Annotated in this window: 27 protein-coding genes; 24 read left to right on the top strand and 3 right to left on the bottom strand. The window is 43.6% G+C overall.

Annotated features, from left to right (window positions below; all coding sequences use genetic code 11):
• The first annotated feature begins 52 nt into the window (after nucleotides 1-52).
• From QZ942_RS00440 to QZ942_RS00330, 23 genes are all read left to right on the top strand, one after another.
• The gene (locus QZ942_RS00440) at nucleotides 53-448 is read left to right on the top strand and encodes a hypothetical protein (RefSeq protein WP_292992533.1); all 396 of its coding nucleotides are present in this window, start codon (nucleotides 53-55) and stop codon (nucleotides 446-448) included.
• Nucleotides 448-693, top strand: coding sequence for a hypothetical protein (locus tag QZ942_RS00435; RefSeq protein WP_292992532.1), 246 nt, complete (start codon nucleotides 448-450; stop codon nucleotides 691-693). Before QZ942_RS00440 ends, QZ942_RS00435 begins: the two co-directional genes overlap by 1 nt.
• Before the next feature lie 311 nt (nucleotides 694-1,004).
• Nucleotides 1,005-1,817 (top strand): PD-(D/E)XK nuclease family protein, encoded by an 813-nt coding sequence (locus QZ942_RS00430; RefSeq protein WP_292992531.1) that lies wholly within the window; start codon nucleotides 1,005-1,007, stop codon nucleotides 1,815-1,817.
• Between the two features lie 5 nt (nucleotides 1,818-1,822).
• The gene (locus QZ942_RS00425) at nucleotides 1,823-2,863 is read left to right on the top strand and encodes a hypothetical protein (RefSeq protein WP_292992530.1); all 1,041 of its coding nucleotides are present in this window, start codon (nucleotides 1,823-1,825) and stop codon (nucleotides 2,861-2,863) included.
• A 5-nt stretch (nucleotides 2,864-2,868) separates the two neighbouring features.
• The gene (locus QZ942_RS00420; RefSeq protein ID WP_292992529.1) at nucleotides 2,869-3,351 is read left to right on the top strand and encodes a hypothetical protein; all 483 of its coding nucleotides are present in this window, start codon (nucleotides 2,869-2,871) and stop codon (nucleotides 3,349-3,351) included.
• 28 nt (nucleotides 3,352-3,379) lie between these two features.
• The gene (gene rdgC, locus QZ942_RS00415) at nucleotides 3,380-4,267 is read left to right on the top strand and encodes a recombination-associated protein RdgC (protein ID WP_292992528.1); all 888 of its coding nucleotides are present in this window, start codon (nucleotides 3,380-3,382) and stop codon (nucleotides 4,265-4,267) included.
• Nucleotides 4,268-4,315: 48 nt separating this feature from the next.
• Nucleotides 4,316-6,040, top strand: coding sequence for an AAA family ATPase (locus tag QZ942_RS00410; protein ID WP_292992527.1), 1,725 nt, complete (start codon nucleotides 4,316-4,318; stop codon nucleotides 6,038-6,040).
• Nucleotides 6,041-6,277 carry a hypothetical protein gene (locus QZ942_RS00405; RefSeq protein WP_292992526.1) on the top strand — a complete coding sequence of 79 codons (237 nt, stop codon included), beginning with the start codon at nucleotides 6,041-6,043 and terminating at the stop codon, nucleotides 6,275-6,277.
• Nucleotides 6,270-6,899, top strand: a complete 630-nt coding sequence (locus QZ942_RS00400; RefSeq protein WP_292992525.1) for a hypothetical protein — start codon at nucleotides 6,270-6,272, stop codon at nucleotides 6,897-6,899. The genes QZ942_RS00405 and QZ942_RS00400 overlap by 8 nt, the downstream gene beginning before the upstream one ends.
• Nucleotides 6,886-7,449, top strand: a complete 564-nt coding sequence (locus QZ942_RS00395; protein ID WP_292992524.1) for a hypothetical protein — start codon at nucleotides 6,886-6,888, stop codon at nucleotides 7,447-7,449. Before QZ942_RS00400 ends, QZ942_RS00395 begins: the two co-directional genes overlap by 14 nt.
• Nucleotides 7,442-8,056, top strand: coding sequence for a hypothetical protein (locus tag QZ942_RS00390; RefSeq protein ID WP_292992523.1), 615 nt, complete (start codon nucleotides 7,442-7,444; stop codon nucleotides 8,054-8,056). The genes QZ942_RS00395 and QZ942_RS00390 overlap by 8 nt, the downstream gene beginning before the upstream one ends.
• A gap of 2 nt (nucleotides 8,057-8,058) precedes the next feature.
• A complete protein-coding gene (locus QZ942_RS00385) occupies nucleotides 8,059-8,244 on the top strand; it encodes a hypothetical protein (RefSeq protein WP_292992522.1) in 186 nt (61 codons plus the stop codon).
• 2 nt (nucleotides 8,245-8,246) lie between these two features.
• The gene (locus tag QZ942_RS00380; protein ID WP_292992521.1) at nucleotides 8,247-8,471 is read left to right on the top strand and encodes a hypothetical protein; all 225 of its coding nucleotides are present in this window, start codon (nucleotides 8,247-8,249) and stop codon (nucleotides 8,469-8,471) included.
• Nucleotides 8,464-8,655 (top strand): hypothetical protein, encoded by a 192-nt coding sequence (locus QZ942_RS00375; RefSeq protein WP_292992520.1) that lies wholly within the window; start codon nucleotides 8,464-8,466, stop codon nucleotides 8,653-8,655. The genes QZ942_RS00380 and QZ942_RS00375 overlap by 8 nt, the downstream gene beginning before the upstream one ends.
• Nucleotides 8,656-8,657: 2 nt before the next feature.
• On the top strand, nucleotides 8,658-8,912 hold the full coding sequence (locus QZ942_RS00370; protein WP_292992519.1) for a hypothetical protein: 255 nt from the start codon (nucleotides 8,658-8,660) through the stop codon (nucleotides 8,910-8,912).
• A gap of 12 nt (nucleotides 8,913-8,924) precedes the next feature.
• Entirely contained in the window at nucleotides 8,925-9,182 is a 258-nt protein-coding gene (locus tag QZ942_RS00365) for a hypothetical protein (RefSeq protein WP_292992518.1), read from the top strand.
• Between the two features lie 2 nt (nucleotides 9,183-9,184).
• The gene (locus QZ942_RS00360) at nucleotides 9,185-9,409 is read left to right on the top strand and encodes a hypothetical protein (protein ID WP_292992517.1); all 225 of its coding nucleotides are present in this window, start codon (nucleotides 9,185-9,187) and stop codon (nucleotides 9,407-9,409) included.
• Nucleotides 9,406-9,627, top strand: a complete 222-nt coding sequence (locus tag QZ942_RS00355; RefSeq protein ID WP_292992516.1) for a hypothetical protein — start codon at nucleotides 9,406-9,408, stop codon at nucleotides 9,625-9,627. Before QZ942_RS00360 ends, QZ942_RS00355 begins: the two co-directional genes overlap by 4 nt.
• Entirely contained in the window at nucleotides 9,620-9,820 is a 201-nt protein-coding gene (locus tag QZ942_RS00350; protein WP_292992515.1) for a hypothetical protein, read from the top strand. Before QZ942_RS00355 ends, QZ942_RS00350 begins: the two co-directional genes overlap by 8 nt.
• A gap of 2 nt (nucleotides 9,821-9,822) precedes the next feature.
• Entirely contained in the window at nucleotides 9,823-10,143 is a 321-nt protein-coding gene (locus tag QZ942_RS00345; RefSeq protein WP_292992513.1) for a hypothetical protein, read from the top strand.
• Nucleotides 10,143-10,409, top strand: coding sequence for a hypothetical protein (locus tag QZ942_RS00340; protein ID WP_292992511.1), 267 nt, complete (start codon nucleotides 10,143-10,145; stop codon nucleotides 10,407-10,409). Before QZ942_RS00345 ends, QZ942_RS00340 begins: the two co-directional genes overlap by 1 nt.
• Nucleotides 10,410-10,431: 22 nt before the next feature.
• The gene (locus tag QZ942_RS00335; protein WP_292992510.1) at nucleotides 10,432-10,647 is read left to right on the top strand and encodes a hypothetical protein; all 216 of its coding nucleotides are present in this window, start codon (nucleotides 10,432-10,434) and stop codon (nucleotides 10,645-10,647) included.
• 12 nt (nucleotides 10,648-10,659) lie between these two features.
• The gene (locus QZ942_RS00330; protein ID WP_292992508.1) at nucleotides 10,660-10,872 is read left to right on the top strand and encodes a helix-turn-helix domain-containing protein; all 213 of its coding nucleotides are present in this window, start codon (nucleotides 10,660-10,662) and stop codon (nucleotides 10,870-10,872) included.
• On the opposite strand, the gene QZ942_RS00325 is transcribed toward QZ942_RS00330, so the two are convergent.
• Nucleotides 10,873-12,069 (bottom strand): site-specific integrase, encoded by a 1,197-nt coding sequence (locus tag QZ942_RS00325; RefSeq protein ID WP_292992506.1) that lies wholly within the window; start codon nucleotides 12,067-12,069, stop codon nucleotides 10,873-10,875.
• Nucleotides 12,070-12,724: 655 nt separating this feature from the next.
• On the opposite strand from QZ942_RS00325, the gene QZ942_RS00320 reads away from it, so the two are divergent.
• Nucleotides 12,725-13,897, top strand: coding sequence for a type III PLP-dependent enzyme (locus QZ942_RS00320; protein ID WP_292992504.1), 1,173 nt, complete (start codon nucleotides 12,725-12,727; stop codon nucleotides 13,895-13,897).
• Nucleotides 13,898-14,052: 155 nt separating this feature from the next.
• Here QZ942_RS00320 and QZ942_RS00315 read toward each other — a convergent pair whose 3' ends face one another.
• Together QZ942_RS00315 and QZ942_RS00310 are read right to left on the bottom strand one after the other, a co-directional pair.
• Complete coding sequence (locus QZ942_RS00315; RefSeq protein WP_292992503.1) at nucleotides 14,053-14,436, bottom strand: VOC family protein; 384 nt, start codon at nucleotides 14,434-14,436, stop codon at nucleotides 14,053-14,055.
• Nucleotides 14,437-14,617: 181 nt separating this feature from the next.
• On the bottom strand, nucleotides 14,618-15,169 hold the full coding sequence (locus QZ942_RS00310) for an acyloxyacyl hydrolase (protein WP_292992501.1): 552 nt from the start codon (nucleotides 15,167-15,169) through the stop codon (nucleotides 14,618-14,620).
• Between the last annotated feature and the right edge of the window lie 157 nt (nucleotides 15,170-15,326).

Raw genomic sequence — 15,326 nt, 5'->3', positions numbered from 1 at the left:
CCGGTAGGCACAAACCGATTTATGGCCAGTTCAAATCAACTGGTGAGGCTACATGCCAAATGTATGCAGCGATGAATGGATTGTGCTGCGTGAAAGTAAAGGTGCTGTGATGAATCTTGAAAACCTTAACCAGATTGCCAATGAAGAAAAAGATCTATTAAAGCGAGCAAAAAAACTTGATGACCATTCAGAGTATTTAGCTAACAGAAGAAAGAGTGGTAACTCTTTGAGCGGGTTCGTTAGAAAATTAAATATTCCTGATCCTAGTTATCCAAGATACGAGGACATTCCGAACACTGAAGTGATGAGAATAGTTGACTCCATGTCTGCTGACGTTTTCCGTGCTGTTGAAATGAAATTTGCAGCAGAAGCGCGTGAATTACGCATTGAAGCAAAACTAAAGAATCAGCAATTAAAGAATTTTTTACCTGATAGCGAGGTGCTGTGATGCCTAAATTAGAGGTCCCAACTTTTAAATATTTAACACAAGATCTGGATGGGACAGTTAAGTTCCATGCAGCGTACCCGACTCCGGTTGATGGCTGTTTTGTTTCTAAACATGAGATTTGTGTTGCCGCGGAGGGGAAGCAGAACGAAAACTGGGAATCAGTATTGATAGATTTGGACAAGGTGAACCGAGGTTATTACGACCACGATTTTACTGATGGAATATTAACTCGTACAGAGAGTTAAATTATGAGCCTTCCTCTACAAATCGCGATTGTAGCAACTGTACATGAATGTGGAGTATTCAAATGAATGAACTAATGGGTTTTAAACATCTGATATTCGGGATCGCCGTATTGGTTGCGGTTGTTAGCTTTATTGATTTTGATAAAGCAAACGAGCGGTGGTGCAAGACATACGGGTTTTGTGAGGGAATAAATCATGCAAAAAATTAAGAGAGCGTGGCAGTTCCTCTGTGACTTTGTTTTTTATAAGCGTGAGGGGTTCAGTTTCAAAGAATCGTTTCGTCTGGCAAGAATTACTCGAGAGAAGAAGTGATGGTAGAGCCGTCGCTAACCGTTCGCGCATCCTCATGGCCCAGTCTTTTTGACTGTGCGTATAAATGGGAGGGAATTCACTTGCTAGGCATGCGCAACACAGTCGGACTGCGAGCCGCATTAGGTACCGCAATTCATGCTGGAACCGCGGCATTTGATCAAGGCAGATTAGACGACTCTGGTGTGAGCATCATAGATGCAACCGGCGTAATGATAGACAAATTGCACGATCCTGAAAACGAATTCGATCACGGTAGAGACGGCATCACCATGAAAGAAGCGGAATTTATAGGGGTGTCGCTTGTTTCAGAGTATTGCCAAGTATGGTCCCCAAAATACAACTTTGTGGCTATCGAAATGAATACCAAGGAGTTTGATATTGATTGCGGAAACGGAGTTGTTATCAGGCTGAAAGGAACGCTGGATAGAGCAAGGATAAAGAAAACAACCGCAGGGGTTGGTATTGCTGACCTCAAAAGTGGTGGAAATTCTGTTCAAAACGGCGTTGCAGTAACGAAGGGACATGCTGCGCAAATAGGCACGTATGAATTGCTGTATGAACACACGACCGGCCAACAAATAACCTCTGAGGCTGAGATTATCGGACTAAAAACCAAGGGCAAGGCGGAAATAGCTACCGGGGTAATAGGCAATGCGAAGCAGATCATGGTTGGTGATGAAAACAATAAGGGTTTGATTGAGTTTGCTGCAAATATGTTTCGTACTGGCATGTTTTATCCGAATCCAAAATCTACGCTCTGTTCAGAGAAATATTGTCCACGCTGGAAAAAATGTATTTTTAAAGGAGATTAAATCAAATGAATGAAACAACACAATTATCAGAAATAAGGAAAACTGGAACAGCCATAGGAATGCAGCCGGATTTAAAAGTTGATTTCTTCTCGAAGAACGGCTTTGAACTTGCGTGCGAAATTGCCAAGGCTCTTTCAACATCGGATGCAGTGCCATCAGCATTCAGGCAATTCAATGAAAAAAAAGGATCTAATGGGAATTCAACGCTTGTTGGAAACCCCGCATCACTAGGAAATTGCTTGGTTGCAATAGAAGTTGCCAAATCAGTCGGATTATCAATGATAAGCGTCATGCAAAATGCTGATGTAATCCAAGGCAAGTTGCGTTGGTCGTCAAAATTCCAAATAGCCGCTGTTAACGCCTGCGGTAGATTTACTCCGCTCCAATTTAAGCTCACAAACCTAGGCAGAATAACGGCCAAATATAAAGAAAAGCAGGATTGGAATAAAACTCTAAACCGGTTTAATTTCAAAGATCAACAGATTGAAATAGATAACTGGGAATGTGTTGCGTGGGCTTATGTTCTCGACGCTAACCGCCGTCCGACAAAAGATATTGTGCAGTCTATTCCGGTATCCATGAAGATGGCAGTAGAGGAAGGATGGTATGCAAAAGACGGCTCAAAATGGCAGGGAGAAATGCGATTCCAGATGCTCCAATATCGCGCAGGTACTTTCTTTGCATCGATATACGCTCAAGACGCGATTATGGGGATGGGGAAAAGCTCCGAAGAAATCAATGATGTAATTGATGTTTTTGAGCAGGCAGATGGATCTTTTTCTGCGAACAACGTAAATCTCCAAGACCTTAAATCATCTCCTGATGCTGGAGATTTGTCTGGTGGCTCAGAACGCACAAAGGAAAGAACAGAAACTGCAGATAAAAAACCTGATGATCAAAAGCAAAACGAGCAAGCTAGACCAGGCATAAAAACCGAAGAATCCCAAGCTGGAAACTCTGATTCACCATCACCAGAAGAGAAAGAAAAGATACGCCAGCGCGAGATTGCTGAATCTTCATCAGATAAAGATTTTAATCTCGATTAAATGTCATGGATAGCGCTGCAATTAATTTCTTTGCGAATAAGTCACTGCCAATTTTAGACGGTGTTAAGCCACGGATTCATATTGGCAAATGTTCAATCAGTCATCGGGAACGCACAAAAATAAGCAAAGAGCAGAGAGAAAATATTAAGACTACGATTGCTAAAAAGCTTCTTGAAGGAAAAACCTTGTGCAAGGTTATTCATTACGAATTATGTGTGGATGGCCTTATTACGGAAGATAAGAGCAATGAAGATATTCCGTGTTTAAAGAGTAGCAGCATAGCCAAATACATACAGGAAACAAGATCTCATTTGAATATTAGCCTTCCTCTTGTAAAGGTCACGATTATTAAGGTTTATAAAAGGATGATTAAGCTAAATAGGGGCAGACAGAGAATCAACATTAGCTTACTGGCGCGTGAAGTTGGGTGTTCTGCTGAGTGGGCGAGAATGGTTTTAAAGGAAAGTAAATTATTGGCATCAAATTAACCACCAAAAATTAACATAGGAAATAAACATGAAAAATTTAACGATATTCAGATCGCCCAAAGGGTGGGTACCAGACCTGGAAAAGCTCAGAGAGGAAATCTCAATACCAGGCCATGTTGGTTACTCATGGAAGGAATTACGCAATGGCGATCCATTCATCGAAGTAGGCAAAAACATCATGCTTGTTTGCGAAAAACAAGAGAAATTGCTACCTGCCAGCGTGATTAATCGTGAGTTAAAACTGCGAGCCGATGATTTGTGCAAAAGGCTCGAAGTAAAAAAACTTACAAAAAGCCAGTTGCGCGAATTAAAAGAGCAATTAATCTCTGAGCTGTACGCAAAAGCTTTTGTAACAAGCAAATCAATAAATGTTTGGATTAATACCGAACATGATTTGCTGTGCATTGAAACTACCTCCAGTGCCGTTGCGGATGATGTATGGGCACGCCTTTTTAAGCACTTAGGATACACCGGGGCGCTTCTAAGATTTGGTAGTTCGGTGGAAATGTTTATGCGCAGACTGGTTCTTGATGATGATTCGAGCATTGATAATTTTTCATTGGGCAGGAGTTGCGTTCTTGAAGATGCGGAAGCAAAAAGCAAAAGAATCACGTACAAAAATGAGCATTTGGACACGGTCGTGGTTACCAGTTACGTTCTGCAGGGTAAGCGCCCTGTTAAGTTAGAAATCGTACTTGGCAAGGATGAGTGCTTTTTCACAATTGATAACAAATCAATGATTAGCAAAATCACCCTTCCTGATCTAGTTGAGGATCGCTCTGAATTCGACACAGATGATGACTATTTTGATAACGAGTTCACCATCCGGTCAGGACAGTGCTTAAAAATAATCAATGAGCTAATTGGTACTCTGGGGGAGCAGCGGCCTTTGAGTGATGAGAAAGCGGCTGCGTAATCATCATCAAAACAGACAAGAACTTACATCAATTAAGGTCGAATAATCATGAAAATCGAACAAATATCAGCACACAACATAATTGCAGCAAGAAGCGCAGATATCCAATTGAGTAACCCGGTAAACATGATCTGCGGATCAAATGAAGCCGGGAAATCCAGTATTTATGAAGCAATCATTCACGCTTTTACCGGTGCCAGCACGCGGGTAGGCAAAAAAGAATTAAAACATCTTGTTAATGATAATGACACGGTTGGATATTGCTACGTTGAATGGGATGGTGGCAAGCGCGCAAGTATTACCCTGCCTAATGGCGCGCATGAGATTAAAGAACAGATTCATTCTGCCCTTCCGTATGTGCTAAACCCTGCCCTATTTTCGAGTGCCACCGAGGATTTAAGGCGCGGTCTCATCATAGAGATTACCGGTACAAAACGAGACCTGCCTAGCATTAAAAAGAAAATGCTAGAACGCAAATGCAATGAGAAAAAAACTGAATCAATACTGCCATTCCTGGTGTCAGGCTTTAGCAATGCCCAAAAGCAAGCCATCGATAATACCAAAGATGCGCGATCCAGTTGGAAAGCTACGACCGGCGAAGTGTATGGCGATAAAAAGGCTGTCGATTGGAAGGCAGTCAAGCCGGAAGTGGATCAATCTGCAATGGCTGCGGCACAGAAAGCACTCGAAGATATCAGCGCTGAATTTGATGCGGAAAACCAGAAACTTGGATCATTGCAGACACAATTTAACAATGCCAATAAGAATGAAGCTGAGATTAATGGATTACGCGCTAAATCTGGGCAGATTGATCGTATTGAAACAAAGTTGTCGATTGATAAGAAAGAACTAGCATTGATTACGGTAAAGGTAGAGGACGCACGCAGACTTGCTCAAGGATCAACGCCTGACAATATCGCGTGCAAGTGCCCATCATGCGATTCTGACTTATTCTGGAATGGAAAGGAACTTGTTAAACGGGAAGGCGATTTGCAAGGCAATGAAGATGCTGTTTTGGCGCTTCCTGGATTAGAAAGCGCACTTACATTGCTCAAGAATTCAGTTGAAAACGGTGAGCGTGATCTTGCGGCTGCGAAATATGCCAAAGAAAAACTGGTAGAACTCGAAAAAGAATCAAAAGAGGTAATCAGCGAGGAACGCATTAATCTACTTAAAGAAAAGCTTGATTCGCTGAGAACAAAGCGCAAAGAATCCCAGGATGCACTCGACCTGATCAATAAGAACGTAAAACTTGCCCTTGAAGCAGATGAAAAGACCAAAAAAGCCGCTGGCTATCACACTGATGTTCAGGAATGGGATGCAATTTCGTATGCATTAGCTCCTGATGGAATACCAGGAGAAATACTTAAAACTGCAATTACCCCAATCAATGAGCGGCTGGCAAAAACTTCTACAGATACCGGCTGGAAGCAAGTTTTTATCAATGATGACATGACCATCAGTTATGGCGGCAAACCATACGGTCTAGCATCACAATCTGCCAAGTGGCGCGCCAATGTAATGATTGCAGAAGCTATCAGCCACATAACCGAATTGAAGTTTTTTATGGCCGATGAGTTTGATTTGCTTGATCCACCTAGTCGCGTCACTTGCATGAAATGGCTTGTTACCTTGGCAAAAAATAAAGAGATTGAAACAGTGATGGTGTTTGGAACGCTCAAAGAATTGCCTGAAAAGCTTCCATCTTTAACAAGTGCTTATTGGATACAGGACGGGGTTATTGCTCAGGATAACAAGGCAAAGGCAGCTTAAATGCTCAAGGATATGAAAATCGTGATTACTTATTTTGCAGTGATAGCTGTCATATTTTTTGTTTCCGGGTTCGGCTGGGGTCAGTGGTTTGCTGAGAGAGTCATCCGGAAAGAAAGGAGCAATTTGGAGCAAGGAAGGCTTTTTGTATCGGTGCCAATGCACAAAGATGAGGCTCACCTTGTTTTTGAAACAATAAAGAATCTTGCAGAACGAGCAAAAGAGGCGCGTGATGAGTAACCAACACGAATGCACTCAAGAACGATTTCTTGAGGATGTTAAGGGTCACCATATGACTATCATCAAAGATGATGGTGTTCATAGACACATTCAGTTCAAACAAGCAGATAGCTGCACTTATTGGTTTAATCTCATTACTTGGTCTGGGACACTGTGTATTTCAGGTGATTGCGGTACCTATGTTTTTTCACGCACTAACGACATGTTCGGATTTTTTAGATCCAAAAATGGAGTGATGTTAATCAATCCACATTATTGGGGCGAAAAGCTTGAGTCTATTAGCAGATTTGGGGGATTCCTAAGATTTGATCAGGAAAAATTCAAGAACCGGGTCAAAGAACATTTTGAAGATTATATGGTTACCCGCATTCAGGATGAATTACAGAAGGGTGAATTGTGGAAAGAAATAGAGGATGAGGTTTTATACAACTCTGACGAGGAACACAGGGCGTATCAATCTGTTAATGATTTTAGATATGAGATTGGTGATCATACATTTGAATTCTCTGATTTCTTTGACGGCGGAGGAACTGAATGCTATTCGCCGCAGTTTATCTGGAACCTGTACGCGATTGTGTGGGGGATCATGAAATATGACGAGGCAAAAAATGCAAGCAAATAACCCAGAAAAACCAATATTCCCAGAATCCGAGGAAGCGGCTAAATTTGTCACCGGCATTAGTGGGTGGGTTGATCGTGATGGCCGGTTTTGGGGTGCCGATGAAAAAATGGCCAGATATTCAGGATCTACGCATAGGCATTGCGATTGTGGCGAGGTAGTTGAACAAAGGTCTTATTGCAGGGCATGTTCAAGAAGGAAAGATATCGAGAAATACAAGAATGCCCAAAAAATCGAATGGGATCATAAAACGCCGCTCTATTCACAGGATCATGACAAGTATCTCTTCGATAAAGATGATCTGTTTGATTTGATGTGCGAAACCCAAGTGACAGATCCCGATGAATTGGAGTTGTTTATCTGTGAACCAAATGAATTGTCGCAAATAAATTCGGAATATTGGAATGACGATCTTCCAGAGGATGGTGAATTGCCGGATAGCGTAGAGGAGGCGTTAGCAGTCTTTAATAAAGCATTGGTTGATGCTGGAACCGTGAGTTGGCATCCAGGAAAGTTTGCGGCAATAGTTGATTTGGAGGCAAAACATGATTGACATTAATCAATTCTGCGGAAAAGACGATATTCGCAGCCATCTAAACGCACCATTCATTGTTGACAACAGAATTGTTGCAACTAACGGACACGTAATTATCGTAATGCCAAACGACGGCAAAAACGAGTATCCGCAATGCCCGGAAAGGTTCAACGCTGCGCGGGTGATAAACATAATCGAATCAGCGACCGCATGGTTAACTGTGAATAAAGATGGAATGGTTTTGCCGGAGATGGTGCCATGCCTGGTGTGCCGTGGCACAGGCAAGGCAAAGAAAATAAAGTGCGAAGAATGCGAAGGCGATGGCACTGTTGATGCGGAAACAGACTACAGCACATACTATGATCTTCAGTGCGCGCTATGCGGTGGAGCCGGTTATGACAACAATCTGGAAACCGATGAAACATGCCCGGATTGCAATGGCTCTGGGAAAGTATACAAGCCATACGCTTGTGTGGAAATTCTCGGAATCAATGTGCAAGAAAAGTATTTGCGGCTAATAATCGACGAAGAAAGCCTGGAATTCTCTTCCGCAAAAGAAAACGGAATGCTCGTGTTTCGGACAGGCTCTGACACAATCGGAGCAATCATGGGCTGTCGGATTTAAAAATGCCCTGCTACCTAGACAAACGATTCTGCAACCAGCCGTGCGCGAATACCGATTGCAGCAGGAATTTTAATGATGACGTGATGGCGCACGCACGCGCATGGTGGGGAAGCGATGGTGAGCCACCGATTGATTTTTCGGATATGCGTACTGATGAGTGTGGGTTTGTGCCCGTGAGTGGAAGGTGATTATGGAAGAACTTAGTAAGGAAGAAAAAAAAGCGATTGATGCGCTTAAAAGAGTAGCTAAGAAATGGCCAAAAAGTTTATGGCTTTTCTCCGGATCAGGTTCTCTATGTGTATTGAAGAAAGCAGGAGGAAACAATAGAGCCATTAATGAAACTGGCGGAGTTTGTCAGGAGCATGTTGTTGCGACAATAAACATAGAAAATGATGGAGGGGACTGGTATGGATAATGACAATAACAGCTACTTGCTGAATATGATTGAAGATTGCGAGGTCGACAAATCGATGATGAGTGACTGGGAATGTGAGTTCATTGAAACGATACGCAATCAGATTGATGAGGGCCGGAATTTGAGTGAGGCACAGATCGATAAGCTCGAGGAAATATGGGAAACGGTTACTGAGAATGGATGAATATGAGCGCGCAACGTAGAAAAGTAGTTGTTTATGAGTACACAAATAAATTTGGAGATCCTTTGGTTAAAGGTGAATTGGGAACTGGCATATTCCATCAGTTCGGATATGACTGCATGGAAGATGATCGTGGCTTTTCCTCATATTCGACTGCCATAGTAGAAATGCCAGATGGATCTGTTATCACACCAGCTGCAAACATGATCAAGTTTATTAATGATGAATCTGAGTCTGGCAATGGCACTAATACTGAGTAATAAGGAGAAGCCATGCAATTCCTAACAGTGGTTTACACAATCAATGACCCGGCAGCTTTCGAGGAAACCCGCAAATCTATCATTGATAGCATGAGTGCATCAGAGGGAAAGCCGTTTTCAGTTACTGTGGTATCGTGTGATCACGAAATGCGCAGGCTTGATTTGATAGAGCAGGCTTTAGATGCGGGCGACATGGCTGCGGCTGATAAAGCAATATCAAGCGCGAATATCGGGAACATCAAAAACCTTGATGAGCTGATGGAGCGGTGATTATGCCAACAGTTATAGAAATACTTAAACAGCACCTGGTTGATAACGAGTTTGATGGACTTGTGAATGGCTACGCTGAATGCGGATGTGATGTTAGCGACCTAGTTCCTTGTGACTCAAATTTCTCTGAATGCAAGCCAGCTTACAAATATAGAGACCCATCAAACGAAAACGAATTCCTTTTCTTTGCAGAGAAACAAGAAGAGCTACAGGAGGAGCTGAAGTGAGTATATCTAACCTGACCGCTATGATAATCGTAAATAACGAGGATCTTATTTTTACGTATGCCGGTCCTGACAGCAACGGTAAATTTTCAGGATGGATATCCATGCCAAATGGTAGACCTGTACTAAACACACAAAGCGTATTCGACTCATCGGGTGATGCGAAAAACCACATGCTATCTCTGAGAGATAAATTAGCGGATAAGGCCATAAATGCCTAACTTAAAGCATATACCTGAAAACGAGCAAGAAGGCGTACTAGGCACATTCTGGGCAATGCTGAAAGAACTAGAATCAATCGCTCATAGCAATGAAAACGATGTAATTCTACGACATGAGGTGTCTGCGTATTACAAGCAGTGGAATCGCATAACCGGCGACAACAAATTCCCGCGTTGGGCAAAGGCAGTCTAGTAATGAAAACCATCAAACAATCAGACATCAACCATTTAAGACGGCTGCTTGGGTATGTTAAATGCCAAATCGGTGGCGATGAGCAAGAAACCATCCAACGATGCGCTGAATTATCAGGAATAGTCGATCACGATCTTGATGAAGCAGCCAAGCAGCGGATTGTGGAAAGCGTCAGGAAAGCAGCGAGCGTGCCACAGTACATTAGGCGGGCAGTGGCGGCGCTAGAAAAAGTGGTTAAGGAATCAGGTGATACTGTTGATGCTGAAACTTTGGATAAATCCATTCTTATCGTCAATGAATCCAATAGATTGGAGATTAAGTAATGAATGCTTATCCAGCAAGCATCGCCACGACCGGAACGCAGAAGAATTTCACATTAGCTGATCTACAAGCCGGAATAGAACTCGCTAAATCATTACCCCCTATACCAAAGTGCATAACTTTTAATAATTTAGGATTAAGCAAGTTTTTGGAAGCAGCAAAAATTGACAATCCTCCTATATGTTACGGTTTTCTAAATCTTACATTTGAAGGCGTGAATTGCTTTTTGGTACCGGGACAGATTGAAGAATACAAGATTAATTATTGATTGAAGGCCATGTCACAACACAATGATCACTAAGAACCTGAAAACACTGGCACTTGAAAGCGGAATGACGCAGGAAGAATTCGAGCTAGAACTAAGAGCATATTATGGGGTGTATATCTCTAATATTCTTAACGATTATGAACCGGGCGCGGTGATCAATCACGATGTAGATTTCGGAACTCACGTAGTAACGATTGAATGCAAGAAAGAAATTAACGATAACCTCGTGCTTAATTGATGGATGAATATAATGAGCCAAGCGATAGAAAAAATCATAAACAGTAAACCGAAGCAACTCACACCAGATGAGGCCGCCGCAATTGTGGGCGTATCAAAACAGACAATGGCGGCATGGCGATGCACGAAGAAAGAAAGTATCCCATACTACAAAGTGGGGGGGAAAGTGTATTACCGAGAACAGGATTTGCTTGCGTGGCTTGAGAGCAAGAGAGTCGCAGCTTGATTACTTTGTTTTCTTTTTGATGTTGATCACATCAGCAGGCTCTTTGAGACCAGCAGCACTCAGCATTGCGCTTGTGGCCGTATTTATACTGTCTCGCACCGGATCTAAATCAAGCCTTGCATAAATCGCCGTGGTGTTTTGGTGCTTATGGTTTAGAGATTTGCCAATAATCGCCAAAGAAGCGCCTGTTTTAGCTTGCCAGCTTCCCAAAGTACGCCGTAAATCGTGAATCCGAAGATTGTCGATCCCGGCGCGTTTCAGAATTCTTTCCCATCCCTTACGAGGCTCCGCAAGATATCCATATTTTCCGGTGCCAGGAAATACAAAAACTGACTTATCTGATTTGCGATTCCTGAGTACGTGAAGCGCTTCTGGAGACAGAGCAACAGTTTGCGGGGTACCGTTCTTAGTTTCTTCGATACGCCACTCTGCCCTATCAAAATTAATATCTTGCCAGCGCATTGAGCAAACGTTTGAGCGCCTTGCCCCGGTAAGCAGTGAAATTAGCACATAATCACGCACAGTTTCATTTGGCTCATCCGCCACGGCCTGAAAGAATCGCGGCAATTCATCGCCCTGAATGAATCTATCGCGGCTTTTTTCTTTATTTCTTCTGATTCCCAATGCCGGGTTTGATTCCCACATACCCGCTGACATCGCCCAGCCGAACACGCTTGAAATTAACGCCAGGATACGATTTGCTGCGATTGGGTGACCTTGTTTAGTGATAGAGCTGTGCAGCATTGAAATGATGCTCCTATCGATTGCTGACAACCTTTTGTTACCCAGCGTGCCTGATATGTGATTATTGTATTTTTCCTGATCTTCCATCCATGTTTTTTTATGCTGCTTTGAATGCCTCTCAAGATAGTCAGCGAAAAGATCACTAAAAAGAATTTCATCTCTTGCCGCGCGCTTGATCTCAGCCGGGTTATTGCCCTCTGAAATTTTAAGGTTTATTTCCATTGTCTTGCGACGCGCTTGATCAATCGTCATTTCTGGGTATCGCCCAAGGGTAACTCTTTCGAGCTGGCCGCGTTTGATGCGCTTTAAAACGCTGAATGTTTTAATTCCAGTATGCGATATCCGCAAATACAAGCCAGCAGCTTTTGTATCCTGATAATCTTCACGTTTGCCGTGGTCCGGGATTGGTAATCCGTCTATTTCGGACTTTGTGAAATTGAATCTTCTGCTCATTCTGGGGTAACACCGGGGTAACATTGGGGTAACAATTTGCAGGCATTTTAACGTATTTTCATGAATGCCCATTAATAACAGATTACCCCAAGAATGGCTTTACATCAAGTTTTGTGAACTTTTATGAATCTGCGTGAATGTGCGAGAATGGCGCGGAACTCGGACTGAAAATCCTTGTGTCGGTGGTTCGATTCCGCCCTTGGCCACCAATAAAAACAAGCGCTTAAAGATCGATAATCTTAAGTGCTTTTTTATTTTCTGCGCTTGTGTAGCCACAATGTAGGAAATTTAAATACAACTCTAAACGAAGCAGGTAGAGAACTGGAATAAATCGAACATAAAAAGGGTTTTCTCATTTAACTGATCAAGCAATTTCTCTAAAACTAATGAATCAGCCAGCTATTCAAAATATTAGAATAACCACTTAAGTCACTTGTCATCGAATAATATTAATATTCCCATCACAACCAATTCCCCATCAATACGAAGGGTGCTCAATAGTAAGGTTGCGCAAAGTTAGCTCCACCAATAAGCTTCGATACTATAATCCTTAAAATAACCAGAATTTCCAATTGCAATAACAGCCAGATACCCTGTAAGATCTCCGCGCTGTACCCATATCCCCGAACACCTTACTTGGAGAATCCATCAGCCAATGTCCGACACAGCGGTTACAGTTAACGATTATTTCGATGAGACCACCTGGGGGCGAATTAAAGCCTTCTCCGACACGCACGAAACGCCGTTCCTGGTTGTTGATCTCACAACGATCGATCGCCAATACGATGATATGTTGCGGCATTTTCCGTACGCGCGCACCTATTACGCGGTCAAAGCCAATCCGGCACCACAAGTCCTGACATTGCTCAGAGACAAAGGTGCCTGCTTTGACATCGCGTCGACATACGAACTTGACAAGGTGCTCGCACTCGGCGTGACGCCCGATCGAATCAGCTTCGGCAATACTATCAAGAAAGCCAAGGATATCCGCACCTTCTACCAGAAGGGTGTGCGCATGTTCGCGACCGATTCCGAGGCGGATCTGCGCAATATTGCGAAGGCTGCACCCGGTGCGCGTATCTACGCTCGCATCCTGACAGAAGGCACATTGACCGCCGATTGGCCGCTATCGCGCAAGTTCGGATGCGAGAGTGACATGGCTATGGATCTGCTGATCCTCGCGCGCGATCTCGGTCTCGAACCATACGGCGTATCGTTCCACGTCGGCTCGCAACAGCGTGAAATCGGCGCTTGGGACGCGGCACTCGGCAAGGTGAAAGTGATCTTCAACCGCTTGTGGGAAGAAGACCGCATCAAACTGAAGATGATCAACATGGGCGGTGGATTTCCGGCCAACTATTTGCAACGCACGAACGAACTTGCGATCTACGCCGAGGAAATTACACGATTCCTGCACGAAGATTTCATGGATGACATGCCGGAAATTATCATCGAGCCTGGCCGCTCGTTGGTCTCGAATGCCGGCGTACTTGTGAGCGAAGTCGTGCTGATCGCACGTAAATCACGCACGGCGTTGCATCGATGGGTGTACACCGATGTCGGAAAGTTTACCGGGTTGATCGAGACGCTTGACGAATCGATCAAGTATCCGATCTACACCGAGAAAAACGGCGAGCTCGAGAACGCGATCATCGCCGGGCCGACGTGCGACAGCGCAGATATCATGTACGAGAACTATAAGTACGGATTGCCGCTGAATCTCGCAACCGGAGATCGACTGTATTGGCTGTCAACCGGCGCCTACACAACGACATACAGCTCGGTAGAGTTCAACGGCTTTCCGCCGTTGAAGGATTACTACATCTAACGCGAAAACGAATGTTTTCTAAGAAATCTCTTAACCCGCCTTTGTCATTCCGAACGTAGCGAGGAATCTTCGAGGATCAATAGCATAGATTTCTCGCCATGCTCGAAATGACAGTTATTCAGAGATTCCCTAAATGACCGTAGTGCTGATTATGGTTAGTGGGTAGGTATAACATAGTCAACTGTCAGCAACTCCAGCAAATGCCCGTTCGAGTCACGAAAATAAACCCCGCGTCCGCCATAGTTGTGGTTGATAATCATATTATCAACCTCACTGGGTCCGCTGCCATATTTAATATTCTCGGTCTGTAAGCGTTCGAATATTTCGTCAAATTCCTGCTCGGAGACTTTGAATGCATAGTGATTGGATTCAAACTGATCCCTACTATCAAAATCCAAGCACAACGTATCATTTACACGGACTACGATGAAACGTGAAAACTCGCCGGCATATTCAAAACCAAATAATTTGCAATAGAATCTGGCAGATTCGACATTATTAAAGCAAGGCACAATTGTGTGATTCAGTGTTATAGCCATAAACTTCTCCTTCGAAAAACATCTATTAAGAGTCAAGGAGATTTCTCAGAAATTTCTCAAAAATTCAGAGATATGCTGAATTATTTGATAAAACACCCCACTCAAGCACATAACGCTGAATGAACGCGCATCCATCCATGATGTAGGGTGTCAATGAGCGAAGCGCATTACACCAAGAATACTAAAATCGGTAACCGAAACGTCCGCCCAAGGTATCCATGCCTTCATTGGAATTCGCGAGATAGGCATTGGAGACGTGATCAAAGTACACGGATAATGAACTTTTGGCAGTCAGGCGATAGCCGATTTCGACCGGAATGTGAAACAGCACTCGTGAGCCGAACGCTTTGCGGTCATTGTGCTGAAGATGGAGTTTGCCGTCATGAATCGCCCCGCCCAAACCAATACCAAAAAACATACCGCTCGCGTGCTCATATTGCCAGCGAAGGCCGGAGTAAAGCTTGGACGTATCACCGTTGGTATTTACCGATCCGCCCAAGGCGGGACGAACGGTTCCGCCCAAAAATTTAATATGCGGCGAAAAAATACCTTCCAGATTCAGATCAACACCGCTCTCGCGACGAAAGCCACTCCACAAATCACCCGTGTCATGGTGAAGCACGCCGAACTTAACCTCGTGCAGCCAAGCGGATACCCTCCGTTCATCCGCGACTACAGCGGATGAAATCACACAACTCAAGCAACAAAACAATAGTTTAATCTGTGTACGCATGATCAGATCCTCCCGTTCAGATCCTGATGATTACTTTATGGAATCTCTGAATAACTCACCTTTGTCATTCCGAACGTAGTGAGGAATCTTTGGCAATCAACAATATAGATTTCTCGCTCTGCTCGAAATGACAGTTATTCAGAGATTCCTTATGGGC

The organism is Nitrosomonas sp., from assembly GCF_021731985.1.
Lineage (GTDB): Bacteria > Pseudomonadota > Gammaproteobacteria > Burkholderiales > Nitrosomonadaceae > Nitrosomonas.
This window is presented reverse-complemented; position numbering and strand designations above follow the sequence as displayed.

Excerpts from the sequence above, each read along its gene's own strand:
- QZ942_RS00425 (WP_292992530.1), top strand. The coding sequence starts at position 1,823 with ATGAATGAAACAACACAATTATCAGAAATAAGGAAAACTGGAACAGCC.
- QZ942_RS00370 (WP_292992519.1), top strand. The coding sequence starts at position 8,658 with ATGAGCGCGCAACGTAGAAAAGTAGTTGTTTATGAGTACACAAATAAA.
- QZ942_RS00325 (WP_292992506.1), bottom strand. The coding sequence starts at position 12,069 with ATGAGCAGAAGATTCAATTTCACAAAGTCCGAAATAGACGGATTACCA.
- QZ942_RS00440 (WP_292992533.1), top strand. The coding sequence starts at position 53 with ATGCCAAATGTATGCAGCGATGAATGGATTGTGCTGCGTGAAAGTAAA.
- QZ942_RS00335 (WP_292992510.1), top strand. The coding sequence starts at position 10,432 with ATGATCACTAAGAACCTGAAAACACTGGCACTTGAAAGCGGAATGACG.
- QZ942_RS00380 (WP_292992521.1), top strand. The coding sequence starts at position 8,247 with ATGGAAGAACTTAGTAAGGAAGAAAAAAAAGCGATTGATGCGCTTAAA.
- QZ942_RS00320 (WP_292992504.1), top strand. The coding sequence starts at position 12,725 with ATGTCCGACACAGCGGTTACAGTTAACGATTATTTCGATGAGACCACC.
- QZ942_RS00375 (WP_292992520.1), top strand. The coding sequence starts at position 8,464 with ATGGATAATGACAATAACAGCTACTTGCTGAATATGATTGAAGATTGC.
- QZ942_RS00430 (WP_292992531.1), top strand. The coding sequence starts at position 1,005 with ATGGTAGAGCCGTCGCTAACCGTTCGCGCATCCTCATGGCCCAGTCTT.
- QZ942_RS00350 (WP_292992515.1), top strand. The coding sequence starts at position 9,620 with ATGCCTAACTTAAAGCATATACCTGAAAACGAGCAAGAAGGCGTACTA.
- QZ942_RS00340 (WP_292992511.1), top strand. The coding sequence starts at position 10,143 with ATGAATGCTTATCCAGCAAGCATCGCCACGACCGGAACGCAGAAGAAT.
- QZ942_RS00395 (WP_292992524.1), top strand. The coding sequence starts at position 6,886 with ATGCAAGCAAATAACCCAGAAAAACCAATATTCCCAGAATCCGAGGAA.
- QZ942_RS00405 (WP_292992526.1), top strand. The coding sequence starts at position 6,041 with ATGCTCAAGGATATGAAAATCGTGATTACTTATTTTGCAGTGATAGCT.
- QZ942_RS00315 (WP_292992503.1), bottom strand. The coding sequence starts at position 14,436 with ATGGCTATAACACTGAATCACACAATTGTGCCTTGCTTTAATAATGTC.
- QZ942_RS00365 (WP_292992518.1), top strand. The coding sequence starts at position 8,925 with ATGCAATTCCTAACAGTGGTTTACACAATCAATGACCCGGCAGCTTTC.
- QZ942_RS00330 (WP_292992508.1), top strand. The coding sequence starts at position 10,660 with ATGAGCCAAGCGATAGAAAAAATCATAAACAGTAAACCGAAGCAACTC.
- QZ942_RS00345 (WP_292992513.1), top strand. The coding sequence starts at position 9,823 with ATGAAAACCATCAAACAATCAGACATCAACCATTTAAGACGGCTGCTT.
- QZ942_RS00420 (WP_292992529.1), top strand. The coding sequence starts at position 2,869 with ATGGATAGCGCTGCAATTAATTTCTTTGCGAATAAGTCACTGCCAATT.
- QZ942_RS00310 (WP_292992501.1), bottom strand. The coding sequence starts at position 15,169 with ATGCGTACACAGATTAAACTATTGTTTTGTTGCTTGAGTTGTGTGATT.
- QZ942_RS00390 (WP_292992523.1), top strand. The coding sequence starts at position 7,442 with ATGATTGACATTAATCAATTCTGCGGAAAAGACGATATTCGCAGCCAT.
- rdgC (WP_292992528.1), top strand. The coding sequence starts at position 3,380 with ATGAAAAATTTAACGATATTCAGATCGCCCAAAGGGTGGGTACCAGAC.
- QZ942_RS00360 (WP_292992517.1), top strand. The coding sequence starts at position 9,185 with ATGCCAACAGTTATAGAAATACTTAAACAGCACCTGGTTGATAACGAG.
- QZ942_RS00435 (WP_292992532.1), top strand. The coding sequence starts at position 448 with ATGCCTAAATTAGAGGTCCCAACTTTTAAATATTTAACACAAGATCTG.
- QZ942_RS00400 (WP_292992525.1), top strand. The coding sequence starts at position 6,270 with ATGAGTAACCAACACGAATGCACTCAAGAACGATTTCTTGAGGATGTT.
- QZ942_RS00410 (WP_292992527.1), top strand. The coding sequence starts at position 4,316 with ATGAAAATCGAACAAATATCAGCACACAACATAATTGCAGCAAGAAGC.
- QZ942_RS00385 (WP_292992522.1), top strand. The coding sequence starts at position 8,059 with ATGCCCTGCTACCTAGACAAACGATTCTGCAACCAGCCGTGCGCGAAT.